Here is a 15,787-nt window from a genome sequence, read left to right on the forward strand (position 1 = left end):
CCAGGTCAGTTCCCGACTTCCATCGCGCGCTCGACGACGTCCTCGCTGTAGAGCTCCGCGAGGCCCTCGTGTTGGTCGGGGCGGTTCTCGTAGACGTCCTGGAACAGCGTGATGGGCGTCTGAAGCGCCTGGTAGGTCGCCTCGTCCCACATCCGGTCGCTGCTAACGTCGACTTGAACGCCGTCGATCTCGACGGTCGCGGCCTGGGTCATCGCGATCGCGCCCTTGCCGGCTTCCTTTGCGGCCTCGAACTCCTCCATGGAGTCGACGATGTCGTCCATGCTCGGGACGTAATCGAGGAGGTCGAGCAGCTCCTCCTGCAGTTCCTCCTCGTCGAGTTCGACGTCGTCGTTGCCGACCGAGAGGACGTAGCCGTCGTCGGTCTCCTCCAGGGAGACGCGGGTGCCGTCGTACACTTCGACGCCGTCGACGCTTTCAAGTTCGACCTCGCGGCCGTCGGCGTCGAGGAGCCAGTAGCCCTCCGCCGGCGGGAGCGCGGACTTGTTGGCCTCGACGACCTGACCGGGGGTGAGAGACCAGATGCCGAGCATCCCCTTGGCCTGGTTGTCGGTCATCCGCTCGCGGTAGCCCTCGACGTCGCGGATGTCGTCGTAAGGGCCGTCGACGGAGATGAGCCCCGCCGCGCTCGCGGCGCGGGAGGTGTTGTGGCGCAGCTCCGGCCAGGCGGGCAGCCCGCCGGTCGGCGTGATGGCGCGGGCGTCCTTCGTGTAGTCGACCTCGCCGATCACGAGCATGAACAGCCGCTGGAGGTTGTTCGTCGGCTTGCCCATCTCCTCACGGAGCTTCTCCATGCCGAGTTCGGACTGGCCGCTCTCGATGATGACGGACATCTTGATCGAGCCCTCCTCGAAGCCGTACTCGTTCTCGATGATCGTCAGGAACTCGTCGGCCTTCTTCCAGTCGTCGATGTCGCCGACCTCGGGGATGACGAACCCGTCGATGTGCTCGATCGCGCCGTTGTCGGGGTCGGCGATCTCGAGCATTCGCTGGAAGCCCTGATACCGCGTCTGGGGGCTGTTCCGGTGCCAGACGACGCGTGGGTGGATCTCGCCGGGGTAGTCCGCACCGTACTCGGAGACGACGTCGATGATGTTCTGGGCACCCTCATCGCGCATGTTCGGCGCGGTGGCGTCCTCGTTGTCCGGCACCCAGACGTCGGGGGCCTCCATCCCGCTGAGTCCGGCAGCGCCTTCCAGCATCTTCGCCGAATCGTCCTCGCCCTCGACCGCTGTCGGGGTCGTAAAGAACGTCCGAACGAACTTCCGCTCGTGGGTACGCTTATCGATTTCCGTCATATGAGTCACTCGAATCGACGATTGGAGGCTTCTTAAAGGTGGCCGAATCGACTCGTCGGGGCGGCGTCCGACCCCTCCAACCGGGAGGCGTCGTCCCCACCGCTCGCCGGAGAAATCGTCACGGCCGCAAAAAAGTGCAGTCGTCACCGGGGATCCGCGGTCGGGAAACGGATCGGCCGTGGGTTCACGCTCCTCCCCCGGTGTGGGTCATCCCACACCCCCGTACCCGTCCGGCAGTGATACCCGACCGTTTTCCGACGTCGGGGATCCCGAAGCCGGCCGCGTCGACGACCGCGGTCCGATCAGTCGTCGTCGCCCGAGGTCACCGGGTCGCTCTCTTCCTCGGTGAAGCCCGCGGACTGCTCCATCCGGGCTTTCGCCTCGGGGTCGAACTGGGCCTCGATGTCCTGGAAGCGCGAGACGAACGAGAGCTCGTGGTGGCTCTCGGTCTCGTGGCCCAGATAGCGGTCCTCGAGGTCCCACTGTGCTTCTTCGTCGTTCTCGGCGATGTTCGACATGTCCTCGTAGACCGCGTGTGCGCCGGAGTGCAGAGCGTAGAGCGTGATGAAAATGTACTGGTAGCCGAGATCGCCGAGCTCCTGGAACGTCAGCGGATCCGTCTCTTCGGACCACGCGAAGGAGCTCGAGTAGTTGAAGGCGAGATCCAGATCGGGGTGGGTCTCGTGGATCGTCTCGGCGTAGTTGACGGCGTCCTCACGCGAGGGGTCGGGCATCTCGGGCCAGACCAGATCGACGCCGGCGTCGGCGTAGATGCGGCCACGTTCGAGGTGCTCCTCCCAGTCGCCGTTGGCGGAGCCGTAGGCGTCCGTCCGGGCGATGACGATGGTGTCCTCGGACTGTTTGGCGTCGACGGCCGCGGAGAACCGCGCTTCGGCCTCGTCGCGCGGAATGATCTGCTTGCCGGCGATGTGTCCGCAGCGTTTCGGCGTCGTCTGGTCCTCGATGTGGACCGCGGCGACGCCGGCCTTTTCGTACTCGCGGACGGCGCGGCGGACGTTGTGGACGCCGCCGTAGCCGGTGTCACAGTCCGCGACGACCGGCAGGTTCGTCGCCTCGACGATCCGCTTTGCGTTCTCGACCATCTCGGTCATGGTGACCATCTCGAGATCCGGGAATCCGAACTGGCCGAGGACGGTCGAGTATCCCGACATGTACGCGGCGTCGAGGCCCGCCATCTCGGCGAGGCGGGCGTCGAGCGCGTGGTAGAGTCCGGGCGCGAACGTGAAGTCCTGCTTGTCGAACTTCTCGCGAAGCTCGCGGGCGGCAGGGTTGTCAACGTCTCGAACGATCGACTCGGTATTCTGAACGCGGCTTGCAACCTCGTCCGTTCCGTCGTTGTCGTGTGCCATAGATATCGTGTGTTCCTATGAGTGGAAGTCCCCGGGGTCGGCCGGTCTGTCGACGCCGGCGTTCGGGTCGTCACACCCCGTCCGACCGTCGGGTCCTCCGTCACTCATCGTGTGCATCTGATCGGAACACCGACGGGTACAAAACTGTTATGAATTATAATGTTAATATCGCATAAACAGTCCTTATTCTTAAGAGTATATAATCGAGTGAGAGTGTCTACCGTGGTCGGACGTGGTACGGCCGGCGGGACGTCCGTGACGATATCGCGGCACTGACGCGTGAATATCGGACGAGCGGGGTCGCCGGCCGCATGCGTCCCCATCGGTATAACCGGCAGTGTACGTCCCCATCGGTATAACCGGCAGTGTACGTCCCCATCGGTATAACCGGCAGTGTACGTCCCCATCGGTATAACCGGCAGTGTACGTCCCCGTCTGCTCCGGTCCGACCGGCCCCGCACCGCGGCGGTCCCGGAGCAAAACCCACGTCCTTATCCCACAGCAGGGCGTATCTAACGAAATGGTTTCCTCCAAGGGGATTGCTGAGCGGCAGCCGCCCCACGAAGCGACGCTGTACTGTACCGACTGTGATCATGCAAGCCGAATCAACGGGGACTGGCTCATCGACGTCCACATGGACCACCTCGATTACGAGTGTCCCGAGTGTGGGGCGACGATCGACTCCCGCCGAAACGGACCGGATCTGACCACGCAGAGCGGTGGAACGCTCCGGTTCGACGACGCCGACTGACACCGAGTTTGGCCCGACGCCCGCCGCGCCGTCGAAGCGCGATAGGCGATACGACCATACCTCGAAGGGCGACACTACTATGCGAGTACCACGCATAGCCGTCCGTATGCCAGATGGAAACGACGGTTCCGAATCGCCGTCACGACTCGGACGACTACTGTTCGGCCTCGGCCTCGCCCTCCAGGCGTCGGAGGACTTCCGTGACATGGACGACACCGTCGAGTACGCGGAATCGGCCGGCGTTCCGATGCCCGGACTCGCCGCCCCCTTCGCCTCCGGTATGATGCTCGTCGCCGGCGTCGGCGTCGCGCTGTGGCGACTCCCCAGACTCGCGACCGGGGCCGTAGTCACGTTCCTCGGCGTCGTCACCGCGACGATGCACGACTTCTGGAACGCCGATCCCGACGACAGGGACGGCGAACGGCTCGCGTTCTTCGGGAACCTCGCCATGATCGGCGCGGCGTTGGTGTTCCTCCGGGACGCCTACCGGTGACTGGTCCCCGCGTGCGGGACCGCCGACCGCGTTCGATCGGATAGAAGCCGGCGTCCGTCCGAAAAAGACAAGCCAGGGGTGCGATTTGAACGCACGAACTCCCGATTACAAGTCGGGTGCTTGAACCACCCAAGCTCCCCTGGCACAGGGGGCTGTCTCAGCCGTCATCCGACGTGAGGGGGTCGTCGTTGATGGGCTTTTCGAGTTCGATCCGATGTGGGGCGTAGCCGTGTCGTTCGTAGAACGACCGGGCCGCGTCGTTGTCGGCCATCGCCTGCAGCGCGACGGCCTCCGCCCCGCTCGACTCGAGCGCTTTCTCGGCGGTGCCCAAGAGCGCGCTACCGATCCCGACGCCGCGGTCGGGTTCGTCGACGTAGATGTTATGAACTGTGCCGCGGTCGACGTCCTGTCGGTAGCGGCCCGTTTCGGTCCCGAACGTGACGAACCCGACGGCCCTCCCGGCCCGCCGGGCCACGAAGACCGTGTCGGTGACGACGTGGCGGAGCATCGTCTCCCGGATGATCGAACGGTTCGCCTCGGCCCGGAGGCGTGAGCCGTATCGGCGCTGGTCGGCGGCGAGAGACACCCACAGATCGGCGAGCACGTCGACGTCGTCAGCCGTCGCGGGGGCCACAGTCACGTCGTCGGGTGCGTCACCGGGATGGTCGTCCGACACGGCTACCGATCGAGGGCCTCGACCCCGACGAGCATGTCCCCGGTCAGCATCTGCAGGGCTGCCCCCCCGCCCGTCGAGACGTGGTCGAACCCTTCGAGGAGGTCGAGTTTCCGGAGCGCGGAGGCGGTATCGCCGCCCCCGACGATGCTCATGTCCGCCCGCGTTGCGGATTTATACAGCTCGAGCGTCCCCGTCTCGAATCGGTCGTCCTCGAAGACACCCGCGGGGCCGTTGAGTATCGCCGTCCCGGCGTTATCGAGGGTTTCGGCGTACGCTGCGACCGTCCGGGCCCCGATATCCATCGCCGGCTCGTCGCTCGGAAGGTCATCGAGGTCGAGTTCGTGGCGTTCGTCCCCGCCCTCGACGGCCACGTCGCGGGGCATGTAGATCCGGTGGCTGAAGTCGTCCAGCAGGTCGCCGGCGTTTTTGACGGCGTCGTGGCTCCGCTCGTTGACGACCGCCGCCGAGGCGGCCCCCAAAGAGACCCCGTCGGCGAGCAAAAAGGCGTTGCCGACGATTCCGGCGGTCAACACCGAGTCGGCGAGTCCACGCTCCAGTACCGACCGCGCCACGTCGATCGAGTCGTCGACTTTCGCGCCGCCGAGGACGTACACGCGGGGTTCGGGGCTGTCGGCGATGTTACCGAGGACGCCGAGTTCCCGTTCCATCACGCGGCCGGCGTAGGACGGCAGAAGCTCCGGGAAGCCGACGATCGACGGCTGGCGGCGATGCGACGTGGCGAAGGCGTCGTTGACGTAGGCGTCGAGGGCGGGGGCGAGCCGCTCGACGAGGTACGTCTCGGCCGCCGCTCCGGGGTCGAAGGACATGTACTCCTCGGAGTAAAATCGGGTGTTCTCCAGGACGATCGCCGAGCCCGGATCGAGGTCGTCGATCCGTCCGCGCGCGTCGGCGGAAAACGTCGAATCGCAGTACCCGACCGGGGCGTCGAGGAGCTCATCGAGCCGGTCGGCGTGCGCCCGGAGATCCGTGAACTCCTCGCCGCCGGGGCGCCCCTGGTGGGCGAGCAAGGCGACGCGCGCGCCGCGACGACACAGCTCCGAGACCGTCTCGACGTGTGCCCGCAATCTGGCGTCGTCGGCCAGCCCCTCCCCGTTCATCGGGCTGTTGATGTCAACGCGGACCCCGAGGGCAGCCCCGTCAGCGTCGAGGTCGTCGAGCATCCGTATCATGGCCGGAACTCCCGACGGCCCGAGCAAAGTCCTTTCCGTTCGGACTCGATCGCTCGGGTCGGCGTCCCGTCCCCGGCGGAACCAGCGCCGAGACGCCGGTCCTTTCGGAGATCGGAACAAAGAGTTATTTACCCTCGGGTGCCCCACCACCAGCAAGTGACGTGTATACATGGGTACAACTGAACCAACGGTCACCGGTTCGCTCCGTGACCGACCGGGACTCGTCATCGCTTCGCTGTTCGGCGCTCTTCTCCTCGTCGACCTCGTCGCGAAACTCGTCGGCATCGAACTCGGGCCGGTCGGCGGCTCGCTCTCGACGGGGCGACTCGGGTCGAACCTCTGGAACGGCGTCGTGATCGGGCTCGTCATCGGCCTGGCCGGGATCGGCCTCTCGATGACGTACAGCATCCTGAATTTCGCGAACTTCTCCCACGGTGATCTCGTCAGCCTCGGGGCGTTCACCGGCTGGGGTGTCGCCTTCGTCGTCGCCGCGGGCAGCGACATCCCGATCCGTGCGCTGTTGACCGTCCGCGCGGCGGGCAATGCGACGCCCGGCGACATCGGCGCACACGTTCTTTCGACGCCCGGCGCGATACTCGTCGGTCTCGTCGTCGCGTTCGTCGTCACCGCGCTCGTGGCCCTGGGGCTCGACCGCGCGTTTTATAAACCGATGCGCGACCGGAGCGGCATTTCGCTTCTCATCGCGTCGATCGGCGTCGCGTTGGTCGTCAGATACCTCATTCAGTTCGTCTATGGCTCGGGGCGTCGGGGCGTCACAGCCAGCGTCGACGCCTCGAACGTCGCGTTCGGACCACTCGGGCTGTCGGTCAACGCCCACCAGTTGACGCTCTCGGTCGCCGCGATCGCGCTCATGTTCGCGACGCATTTCATGTTGCAGCACACGAAACTCGGGACTGCGATGCGGGCGATGGCCGACAACAAAGACCTCGCGCTCATCACCGGGATCCCCGCCGAGCGCGTCGTCACCGCAACGTGGCTCATCGGCGGCGGTCTCGCCGGGGCATCTGGATACCTCTACGTGCTGTTGCGCGGGACGATCCAGTTCGACTTCGGGTGGCTGCTCTTGCTCTTGATCTTTGCCGCGGTCATCCTCGGTGGCATCGGCTCGGTATACGGTGCGATCGCTGGGGGGCTCGTCATCGGGATCGTTTTCACGACATCGACGATCTGGATCCCCTCGGATTTCAACGAAGCGGCCGCGTTCGCGGTGATGATCCTCGTCTTGTTGTTCCGGCCTGAAGGTATCTTCGGGGGTGTTTCGACCGCATGACCGACGATACGACCCCGGACAGCGCGACGGGTGCCGTCCTCGACGCGGTACGGCGAAGCGATCTCGGGGTGGTCCTCCTCACTCTCGGGCTGATATACGTCGCCGCGGCGCTTTTGACGTTCGCCGACGGACTCAACAGCGTCGTCGGCCTGATGCGGACGCTGACGTTCCTCGGGTTGGTGTACGCGCTGTCGGCGCTCGCACTCAACCTCCATTGGGGCTACACCGGCCTGTTCAACATCGGCGTCGCCGGCTTCATGGCGGTCGGCGTCTACACGATGGGGATCGTCGTTCGGGCACCCGATCCCGCCTTCGGTCCGCCGGGACTCGGCCTCCCGTTGCCCGTCGGGATCGTCGCGGGGATGGGGATGGCGGCGTTCGTCGGCCTGTTTGCGGCACTGCCCGCGCTCCGTCTCCGGGCGGACTATCTGGCGATCGTTACGCTCGGCCTCTCGGAGATCATCCGGCTGACGCTACAATCGAGCGCGGTCGATACGTTCCTCCGGGAGACGTTCGCCGTCGGTACCGGCGGCGGCCGCGGGATGGGGATGCCTCCGAACCCCGTCCGGGGGCTGTTCCTCGTCGACGGCCAGGCCGGAACCCCGACCGAACTCGGCAGCCTGATCTTCGGGACGCTCGGTGACGGCGGCGTGGGGATCTCGAACAACATCCTCATCGGCTGGGGCTACGTCCTCGTCCTCGCCGCGTTCTTGATCGGCTTCTACGTGCTCCTCGAACGTCTCGGTCGGTCGCCGTTCGGCCGGAACCTCAAGGCGATTCGTGAGGACGACCTCGTCGCGGATTCGCTCGGTAAGAACGTCGACGTGATCAAAATCAAGGTGTTCATGATCGGCTGTGCGTTGATGGGACTGGCCGGGATCCTCTGGTTCGGCAGCCAGGGCAACGTCTCGCCGACGCCGCAGTTCATGCCGCTTTTGACGTTTTACGTCTTCGTCGCCGTCATCATCGGCGGCTCGGGGTCGAACACGGGGTCAGTCGTCGGCGGGATCGTCTTCGCGGCCGTCCTCTTCGAGGGGCCGCGCCGACTCGGGGCGGTCGTCCGGGATACGATCGACGCGCCGACACCGCCCTCTTTCGCCGACGCCCTCGTTTCGTTCGACCCGGTGACGTTTCTCGCGTACGCGACCGACAACGTCGCCCCGTTGCAGTTCGTGTTCTTGGGGCTGGTGTTGATATTCATCATGCACCGCCGACCGGAGGGACTGCTCGGCCACCGGATCGAGACCGCCGCCGCGGTCGATCTCTCCGCGGACTCCCGACCCAGCGGGGGTGACGCGGATGAGTAGCCCGAACCCGGAGGCGAAACCCCCCGAAGAGCTCCCCGAGACGAGGGACTCGCCGACCGAGGAAGCCGCCCAGACGACGCCGCCCGGCCTCCCGCTCCGCGTCGACGGGCTGGTCAAGCGTTTCGGTGGCGTCACGGCGGTCGACGGAGCCACCTTCGAGGTCGAGGCGGGGTCGCTGACGGGACTCATCGGCCCGAACGGGGCCGGCAAGTCGACGACGTTCAACTGCATCACCGGTGTCCACGAGCCGACGGCGGGGAGTATCTACTTCAGGGACGAGGAGATCACGGGGCTCGAACCGTATCAGATCGCAAGGAAGGGACTGGTCAGGACGTTCCAGATCGCCCGCGAGCTCGAGGAGATGACCGTCCTCGAGAACCTCATGTTGGCCCCGAAGGGCCAGCGCGGCGAGTCGGCGATCCGGGCCGTGACACCCGGACTCAGGGGCTCGGTCGTCCGAGAGGAACTCGACGTCCGCGAGCGCGCCTGGGAGACCCTGGAGTTCTTCGAGATCGACCACCTCGCGACCGAGCACGCGGAGAACCTCTCGGGCGGCCAACGGAAGCTCCTCGAGATGGCACGCGCGCTCATGACCGATCCCGAGATGGTGTTGCTCGATGAGCCCCTCGCCGGGGTCAACCCGACGCTGGAGGAGAAGCTCCTCGATCGGATCCACGGGCTGCGTGAGGAGGGCTATACCTTTCTCCTCGTCGAGCACGACATGGACGTCATCATGAACAACTGCGAGCACATCATCGTCATGCACCAAGGGAGCGTGTTGGCCGAGGGAACCGCCGAGGAGATCAGAAACGACGATCGGGTCATCGAGGCGTATCTGGGGGAGGACGTATGAGTACCGACGGAGGGGCCGGAGGGGCGGACCGCGACGACGCCGGAACCGACGCGACCGGCATCGACACCGACACCGACGCCACTGGAGTCGACACCGATACCGACGCCGGCACCAACACCGACACCGACGCCACTGGAGTCGACACCGACACCGACGCCGGCACACGCCACACACTCGGTGGCGACGCGATCCTCCGGATCCGCGGTCTCGACGCCGGCTACGGTGACCTTCAGATCCTCTCCGACGTCGACCTCGATGTCGCCGACGGCGAGTACGTCACCATCGTCGGCCCCAACGGGGCCGGCAAGTCGACGGTGATGAAGACAGTATTCGGCCTGACGACGTACATGGACGGCTCGGTCGAGTTCGAAGGGGCGGAGATACAGGGGAACGCCCCCGAGGAGATCATCAGACGAGGGGTGGGCTTCGTCCCCCAGACGGACAACGTCTTCCCAGGGCTAAGCGTCCGCGAAAACCTCGAAATGGGCGCGTACATCCTCGATAGCGTTCCCGAGGATCGGATCGAAGAGATCTACGGGCGCTTCCCGATCCTTCGGGAACGCGAGGGCCAGAAGGCCGGAACGCTCTCGGGCGGCCAACAGCAGATGGTCGCGATGGGCAGAGCCCTCATGCTCGATCCCGACCTCCTCTTGCTCGATGAGCCTTCCGCCGGCCTTGCGCCGGATCTCGTTTCGGACATGTTCGATCGGATCGACCGGATCAACGACTCGGGGACCGCGATACTGATGGTCGAACAGAACGCGAAGGAGGCGCTTCGCCGCTGTGACCGCGGATACGTCCTCGTCGACGGCGAAAACCGCTATACAGATCGGGGGGACGTGTTGCTCGGCGACGACGACGTCCGACAGGACTTCCTCGGCGGCTGACGGGGCGGCCGCTCGCGGGACGGCTGTTCGCTCGCAAGTCTCGGGAGATCACTCACAAGACGTGGGAGGTCACTCACAAGTCTCGGCTGTTCGCTCGCAAACCCGAGGATCGACTCCGAGGCCGCTGGCCGGTAGGCTCTTGGGTCACTGTCCGAGGACTTCCGACCACTGGCTGGAGTACGACGGCTGTCCGGGTTCGAAGGAGATGCGTTCGAGGATCTCGCCATCGCGGTCCTCGAAGCCGGCGACGTACTGCTCCTCGAGGGACTGCCCGTAGGCGTCGTTGAGATACAGGGTCCCGGACGTCTCCGCGCCGACGAGGTCACTCCGGGCGAGGTCCGCCATGGCGGGACCCTGCAGGAAGTCCGACGGGGCCGTCCGGAAGACGTAGCCGTTGTCCTCCAGGTCGGTCACGTTGGGGTCGGTCGATGACGGCGAGATGCCGACGACCGCGTTCGGGATGAGTACCTGTTCGGCCACCTGGAGGTTGACGTTCGAGGAGGCCGGGCCGACGACGGCCGGGTAGCCCGCGTTGACGAGCGACCTCGCCCCGGAGATGCCGGCCTGGGGGTCCGTCTGGGTGTCCTCGACGGCCGTATCGACGGTGATGCCGATGCCGGCGTCGTTGATCTGTTGGGCCGCCAAGAGCGCGCCGTCCCGGATCGGCACGCCGAGGGGGCCGAGGTCACCCGTCTCGGGCATCAGAACGCCGACCATCGCCTCGAAGCTGTCGACGCCGACGGGGTCGGCGGCCGTCGCGTTTCGGTCCTCCTCGCTCAGCCCGTCGCCGAACTCGAGGTTGTCCTCCGTAACCAACTCGCCGCCGTCGAAGTCGATGACGTCGTAGGCGGCGGTGGCCACGTCGCCGTTGACGTCGAAGTTGACGCTCGAGGAGGCACCGACGTAGTCGATCCGGTCGCCTGCCGCGACCGCCTCGACGGCGTCGACGAGGGTCTCGGGGCCGAACTCCTCCCCGTCCGGGTTCGAAACGGTCCGGACCCGATCGCGGAGCGCGCTCCCGTCGTTCTCGCCGGCGGCCGTGGCCGCGAGGACGTTGATGGCCATCGCGTCGTACGCCTGGGCGGTGAAGACGCCGGGTTCGCTGCCGTAGGCGGCCTGATATTCGGAGTCGAAGAAGTCCGCGCCGGGGCCGCCGGCGGCGGGGGCGGTCCCGATGACGTTGTCCATGTCGTTGTCTACCTCCCCCGGCAGGTCGGCGTCGATGAGCCCGTCCGGAACGACGATATCGAGATCCGGGACGTCGGCGGCGAACTCGGAGTAGAAATCGCGAAACAGCTGGATCCCCGATTCGGGGAACCCGACGACCATCACCGCGTCCGGCGTATCGGAGCCGCCGTCGTCGCTTCCGTCGTCGTTGCCACCGGTACCGTTGCCGTTGCCGTTGCCGCCGTTGCCGTTGCCGTTGCCACCGTTGCCGTTGCCACCGTTGCCGTTGGCTTCCTCCGTCGAGCACCCAGCGAGTGCGGTGATTCCCGCCGCTCCGGCACCCTTCAATACGTCACGACGCTGAATGGTTCGTACCATGCTGCCGGTTGTTAGCGTATCGGTGATCATAAATGTATCCACACATGCGGCGAATCGATCAGCGCTCGTTTCCGCCGGTTTACGCGTGATACGGCAGCGTCGACACACCGAGCCGGAGTATAAAAACCCGGGTCCGTCAGGCGAACTCGACGCCGGTGTGTTCCTCCCGACAGGTTTCGAGGGCGTGTTTGGCGGCCATCCCGGCGGCCTGAGCCGTCTGCGCGGTCCCGACGCCGACTTTCAGATCGACTCCGACGGACTCGTGGACGTGTTCGATCGCGTCGACGTAGCCGGTCTCGTCGACGTCGTCACAGACCGCGATGATGTTGTCACCACCGACGAAAAACGACAGCGAGTCGTGGGCCTTCCGCATGTATCGCATCAGTTCGGCGTACCCCTGTTCGATGTTGATGAACGAGTCGAACTCGTTGAGCTGGTCGGTGTACTTGCCGGTCGCGTCGTTGACGTCGAAGTGGGCGATCCGGACGTCGTCGTCGGTTCTGGCCTCTTCGGCGATGGGATCACCCCGAAGGATCTCCGTTCGGTTGCCGTCCTGTGCGCTGCCGGCGTCCTGGAGTTGGTCGGTCGCGACCCCGAGCGCCGCGGCGGGCGAGGGGTCGGCCGCGACGCTCAGACTCACCGTGACCGGATACCGGTTGCCCACCGACTCCTGTATCAGCGCATGGGCGTCCGCATCGAGGCCGTTCGTGACGGCGACCATATTATCGAACCGAGTGAAAAAGACGTAGCCCTCCCGGTTTCCGAAAAGCTGTGAGAGGTCGGCGTACAACCGCGACTGGAGCGTCTGCAGATCGACTTCCCGGCGCGGCTCGGGGGTGACCGTCCACGGCCCGTAGTTGTCGATCTGAATGAGCGTTACCTGCGCGTGTGTCACGCGTAGCCGTTCGCGCCCGGCCGATATTTGCCTTGTCATCGGCGACGGTGACGCCGGTGTCGGAAACGGCTACCGGAGGTGGGGGTAGACGACCGCTGTGCTTCCCCGGCGGCGCCGGCCGTCCGCGGTCGACAGGGTATTTGAGGCCGCCGGACCTAGGGCGGGTATGTCCACTCGCTCGCGGATTCTCGATCCTCTCCTCGCGGTCGGCGTGGCGCTCGGACTCGCATCCCTCGCCTACGGCGGCGGCAACGTCGCGGCCCTCGGCGTCGTCTCCGCACTGGGCGCGCTTGGCGTCGAACTCACCCCCAGACAGGGGTTCGTCCTCTCGGTCGTCACCCTCCAGTTGGTCTTTTTCACCGGCGTTTCGCTTCTGTACCTCCGGTATCGTGGGATGTCCCTGGCCGACATCGGCGTCCGCATACCCACGTTGGAGGGGTGGATCGTCCTCGGCGTCGGCTTCGTCTCGATGCTCGTCCTCTGGCTCGTCGGCTCGATCGCCAGTTTCGTGATCGGCCAACGGTTCGGCATCGAGCGCGAATCACAGGCGATCATGGAGATCGCCCAACAGGACCCGCTCATCTTTCTCATGTTGGGCGTGCTCTCGCTTCTCGTCATCGGCCCGACCGAGGAGTTGCTGTTCCGGGGGATCATCCAGACCCGGCTCCGGGAGACGTTCGGCGTCGGCGCGGGGGTCACGCTCGCGACGGCGCTGTTTGCCGTCATTCACATCGCGGGGTTCGGCAGCGTCGGTGCCGGAGTGCTCGGGGTCTCCGTGCTCTTTTTCGTCGGCTTCGTGTTGGCGCTCTCGTATGAGTACACGGGGAACCTCGTCGTGGTCGCGCTCATGCACGGCCTCTTCAACGCGACGCAGGCGGCGCTCGGATACGTCGGCGTCCGCTTCGGCGACCCGGACGCGATGGCGATGGTGATCGAAGCGGCGATACTGTAGACGGCGACCGGGCTACGAGAGCGCCGATCCGGCCCGAATGATCGTCGCCTCGCCGAAGGCGGGACCGACCAACTGGAGGCCGACCGGACCTTCGTCAGTCTCGCCCGCGGGAACGGAGATCGCCGGGAGGTTCGCCAGGTTGATCGGGACGGTGTTCGCGTCGGCGAGATACATCTGCAGAGGGTCGTCGAGGCTCTCGCCGCGCTCGAACGGCGGGACGGGCATCGTCGGCGAGGCGAGGACGTCGACGGACTCGAACGCCGAGTCGAAGTCCTGTTTGACCCACGCACGGGCGTCCTGGGCCTTCTTGTAATACTTGTCGTGATAGCCCGCCGAGAGGGCGTAGGTGCCGAGCAGGACGCGGCGCTTGACTTCCTCGCCGAAGCCGACGTCGCGGGCGGCCGCGAATGACTCGTTCCAGTTTCCGTCGTCCTCGCCCTCGCCCGAACGCCCGTACCGCACGCCGTCGAAGCGTGCGAGGTTCGAGGAAGCCTCCGACATCGCGATGACGTAGTACGCCTGTACCGCGGCCTCGACGGAGGGCAACGACACCGCCGTCGTTGTCGCACCCTTCATTTCGAGTTCCGCGAGGGCGTCCTCGAAGATCGCCCGGACGCCATCGTCGGCCCCTTCGAGTAGCTCCGTCGGGACGCCGATCGTGAGCCCGGAGACGTCGCCGTCGGCGGCGGCCGCGTAATCGGTCTCCGCGTCGGCCGGCGGCTCCCGCGTCGTGGCATCGTTCGGATCCGACCCGGCGAGGACCTCCAGCAGTTCGGCCGCCTCCTCGACGGTGGGGGCCAGCGGTCCGATCTGTTCGAGGGAGTTCGCGTAGGCGACGAGTCCGTACCGGGAGACGAGTCCGTAGGTCGGTTTGATGCCGACGACGCCGCAGAAGGCGGCCGGGCACCGCACGGAGCCGCCCGTGTCCGACCCCAACGCGAGGTCGGCCTCGCCGGCCGCGACGGCTGCGGCCGACCCACCCGAGGAGCCGCCGGGGACGCGGCCCTCGGCCGCGGGGTTCTCGACCGGGCCGAACGCCGAGGTCTCCGTCGTCGTTCCCATGCCGAACTCGTCCATGTTCGTCTTGCCGACGATCGTCGCGCCGGCGGCTTTCAGACGCTCGACGACGGTCGCGTCGTACGGCGGGACGTACTCCTCGAGGGTCGTCGATCCACACGTGGTCCGGAGGCCCGCAGTCGAGATGTTGTCCTTGACCGCGACGGTCCGGCCGGCGAGAGCCCCGTCGGCGTCGCCCTCGATCCGTTCTTCGGTAATGAACGCGTTATGACTCATGAGACCGTCGGCCCCTTGAAATAGCCGTCCTCGGTCTCGGGGGCGTTCCGGAGCGCTTCCCTTTGTGTCAGTCCCTCGTCGACCTCGTCGGCGCGCATCACGTTCGCCAGATCGGGGTCGGGCTCGACCGCCGGAACGTCGTCGAGCGCCTGGAAGTATCCGAGGATGTCGCCGAACTGCTCTGTGAACCGGTCGACCTCCTCCTCGTCGAGGTCGATGCGTGCCAGTTGTGCGACGTGGCGGACCTCGTCGTCGTCGACAGTCATGACCGTAGGTCGGGGGGGGTCGTCACTAAGGGTTTCGGACGGAGCTCATGCCTCGTCGGAGCCATCGCGGTCGAGCCGTTCGCGTCCCTTCTCGGTGAGACGGTAGGCCCCGCCGCTGGAGGCGATGGCGATGTAGCCGTCCGCCTGGAGATTATAACACTGGCGATCGACCGTGACCGGGTGTCGATCGAGCGCGTCGGCGATGCCGGAGACGGACTGTGTATCGTCCGCGGCGAGCACCTCCAAGACGTTCCGTTCGAGGCCCTGTTCCATGTTTCTCTCGTTCGTTTCTGACCGGCCACCGCTATCAGGCTTGCGCTCACGGAGCCGGCACGGCGGGGCGGACACGCGCCGACAAATTGTCGCCTGGGAAGCCACAATTTTTAAGTCACGAGAAAAACAATAGATAAGTCGAAAACGACTTTTCGGAACCCAAACTCAACGATAATGACCGACTCCACAGTCAGACGGCGACGAACGGAACGAGAGGACGAATCCGAGGCGGGCGAGAGCGAACGCCGAGGCGAAAGCGAGTTGACCTGTCCGGAGTGTGGTGGGCGACTCACGGCCGATTCGGAGCACGGCGAGACGGTCTGTACCGAGTGCGGCCTCGTCGTCGAGGAAGACGAGATCGACCGCGGTCCCGAGTGGCGCGCCTTCGACAGCGCCGAAAAGGACCAAAAGTCCCGCGTCGGGGCCCCC

17 protein-coding genes and 1 tRNA gene are annotated in these 15,787 nt (G+C 66.0%); 8 read left to right on the forward strand and 10 right to left on the reverse strand.

The features are described from left to right. Positions 1-5 precede the first annotated feature (5 nt). Together aceB and aceA are read right to left on the reverse strand one after the other, a co-directional pair. Positions 6-1,316 (reverse strand): malate synthase AceB, encoded by a 1,311-nt coding sequence (aceB, locus tag HZR14_RS10725; RefSeq protein ID WP_181692868.1) that lies wholly within the window; start codon positions 1,314-1,316, stop codon positions 6-8. A gap of 302 nt (positions 1,317-1,618) precedes the next feature. Continuing rightward, entirely contained in the window at positions 1,619-2,686 is a 1,068-nt protein-coding gene (gene aceA / locus HZR14_RS10730) for an isocitrate lyase (RefSeq protein ID WP_220132536.1), read from the reverse strand. Between the two features lie 520 nt (positions 2,687-3,206). Here aceA and HZR14_RS10735 point away from each other — a divergent pair. After that, positions 3,207-3,437 (forward strand): DUF8106 domain-containing protein, encoded by a 231-nt coding sequence (locus tag HZR14_RS10735; RefSeq protein ID WP_181692869.1) that lies wholly within the window; start codon positions 3,207-3,209, stop codon positions 3,435-3,437. Positions 3,438-3,543: 106 nt separating this feature from the next. Beyond that, positions 3,544-3,930, forward strand: a complete 387-nt coding sequence (locus HZR14_RS10740) for a DoxX family protein (RefSeq protein WP_181692870.1) — start codon at positions 3,544-3,546, stop codon at positions 3,928-3,930. A gap of 70 nt (positions 3,931-4,000) precedes the next feature. On the opposite strand, the gene HZR14_RS10745 is transcribed toward HZR14_RS10740, so the two are convergent. The 3 genes from HZR14_RS10745 to HZR14_RS10755 all read right to left on the reverse strand — a co-directional run bounded on the left by HZR14_RS10745 (position 4,001) and on the right by HZR14_RS10755 (position 5,796). After that, positions 4,001-4,074: transfer RNA gene (locus tag HZR14_RS10745), tRNA-Thr, on the reverse strand. Between the two features lie 13 nt (positions 4,075-4,087). Continuing rightward, positions 4,088-4,570, reverse strand: coding sequence for a GNAT family N-acetyltransferase (locus HZR14_RS10750; RefSeq protein WP_181692932.1), 483 nt, complete (start codon positions 4,568-4,570; stop codon positions 4,088-4,090). 38 nt (positions 4,571-4,608) lie between these two features. Continuing rightward, positions 4,609-5,796 carry a phosphoglycerate kinase gene (locus HZR14_RS10755; RefSeq protein ID WP_181692871.1) on the reverse strand — a complete coding sequence of 396 codons (1,188 nt, stop codon included), beginning with the start codon at positions 5,794-5,796 and terminating at the stop codon, positions 4,609-4,611. 169 nt (positions 5,797-5,965) lie between these two features. On the opposite strand from HZR14_RS10755, the gene HZR14_RS10760 reads away from it, so the two are divergent. Genes HZR14_RS10760 through HZR14_RS10775 form a run of 4 tightly spaced genes read left to right on the forward strand, consistent with a single transcriptional unit; the run spans position 5,966 to position 10,134 of the window. After that, a complete protein-coding gene (locus HZR14_RS10760) occupies positions 5,966-7,087 on the forward strand; it encodes a branched-chain amino acid ABC transporter permease (RefSeq protein WP_181692872.1) in 1,122 nt (373 codons plus the stop codon). After that, positions 7,084-8,394, forward strand: a complete 1,311-nt coding sequence (locus HZR14_RS10765) for a branched-chain amino acid ABC transporter permease (protein WP_181692873.1) — start codon at positions 7,084-7,086, stop codon at positions 8,392-8,394. Before HZR14_RS10760 ends, HZR14_RS10765 begins: the two co-directional genes overlap by 4 nt. Continuing rightward, positions 8,387-9,247 (forward strand): ABC transporter ATP-binding protein, encoded by an 861-nt coding sequence (locus HZR14_RS10770; RefSeq protein ID WP_181692874.1) that lies wholly within the window; start codon positions 8,387-8,389, stop codon positions 9,245-9,247. Before HZR14_RS10765 ends, HZR14_RS10770 begins: the two co-directional genes overlap by 8 nt. Next, positions 9,244-10,134 carry an ABC transporter ATP-binding protein gene (locus HZR14_RS10775; protein WP_220132537.1) on the forward strand — a complete coding sequence of 297 codons (891 nt, stop codon included), beginning with the start codon at positions 9,244-9,246 and terminating at the stop codon, positions 10,132-10,134. The genes HZR14_RS10770 and HZR14_RS10775 overlap by 4 nt, the downstream gene beginning before the upstream one ends. A gap of 144 nt (positions 10,135-10,278) precedes the next feature. Here the strand turns inward: HZR14_RS10775 and HZR14_RS10780 are convergent, their stop codons facing one another. Together HZR14_RS10780 and HZR14_RS10785 are read right to left on the reverse strand one after the other, a co-directional pair. Next, positions 10,279-11,679 (reverse strand): ABC transporter substrate-binding protein, encoded by a 1,401-nt coding sequence (locus HZR14_RS10780; RefSeq protein WP_181692875.1) that lies wholly within the window; start codon positions 11,677-11,679, stop codon positions 10,279-10,281. Positions 11,680-11,815: 136 nt separating this feature from the next. After that, complete coding sequence (locus HZR14_RS10785) at positions 11,816-12,574, reverse strand: GTP cyclohydrolase III (RefSeq protein WP_181692876.1); 759 nt, start codon at positions 12,572-12,574, stop codon at positions 11,816-11,818. Between the two features lie 166 nt (positions 12,575-12,740). Here HZR14_RS10785 and HZR14_RS10790 point away from each other — a divergent pair, with 166 nt between their 5' ends. Continuing rightward, positions 12,741-13,526 carry a CPBP family intramembrane glutamic endopeptidase gene (locus HZR14_RS10790; protein ID WP_181692877.1) on the forward strand — a complete coding sequence of 262 codons (786 nt, stop codon included), beginning with the start codon at positions 12,741-12,743 and terminating at the stop codon, positions 13,524-13,526. A 12-nt stretch (positions 13,527-13,538) separates the two neighbouring features. Here HZR14_RS10790 and gatA read toward each other — a convergent pair whose 3' ends face one another. From gatA to HZR14_RS10805, 3 genes are read right to left on the reverse strand one after another with little or no spacing between them, the layout of a single operon-like run. Beyond that, positions 13,539-14,819, reverse strand: coding sequence for an Asp-tRNA(Asn)/Glu-tRNA(Gln) amidotransferase subunit GatA (gene gatA / locus HZR14_RS10795; RefSeq protein ID WP_181692878.1), 1,281 nt, complete (start codon positions 14,817-14,819; stop codon positions 13,539-13,541). Then, positions 14,816-15,085, reverse strand: coding sequence for an Asp-tRNA(Asn)/Glu-tRNA(Gln) amidotransferase subunit GatC (gene gatC, locus HZR14_RS10800; protein ID WP_181692879.1), 270 nt, complete (start codon positions 15,083-15,085; stop codon positions 14,816-14,818). Before gatC ends, gatA begins: the two co-directional genes overlap by 4 nt. A gap of 45 nt (positions 15,086-15,130) precedes the next feature. After that, the gene (locus HZR14_RS10805; RefSeq protein WP_220132539.1) at positions 15,131-15,358 is read right to left on the reverse strand and encodes a helix-turn-helix domain-containing protein; all 228 of its coding nucleotides are present in this window, start codon (positions 15,356-15,358) and stop codon (positions 15,131-15,133) included. Between the two features lie 174 nt (positions 15,359-15,532). Here HZR14_RS10805 and HZR14_RS14225 point away from each other — a divergent pair. Further along, on the forward strand, positions 15,533-15,787 hold a 255-nt coding region (locus HZR14_RS14225), incomplete at its 3' end, for a TFIIB-type zinc ribbon-containing protein (RefSeq protein ID WP_305080129.1).

The organism is Natronomonas salinimetallica, from assembly GCF_013839515.1.
Taxonomy (GTDB): Archaea; Halobacteriota; Halobacteria; order Halobacteriales; family Haloarculaceae; genus Natronomonas.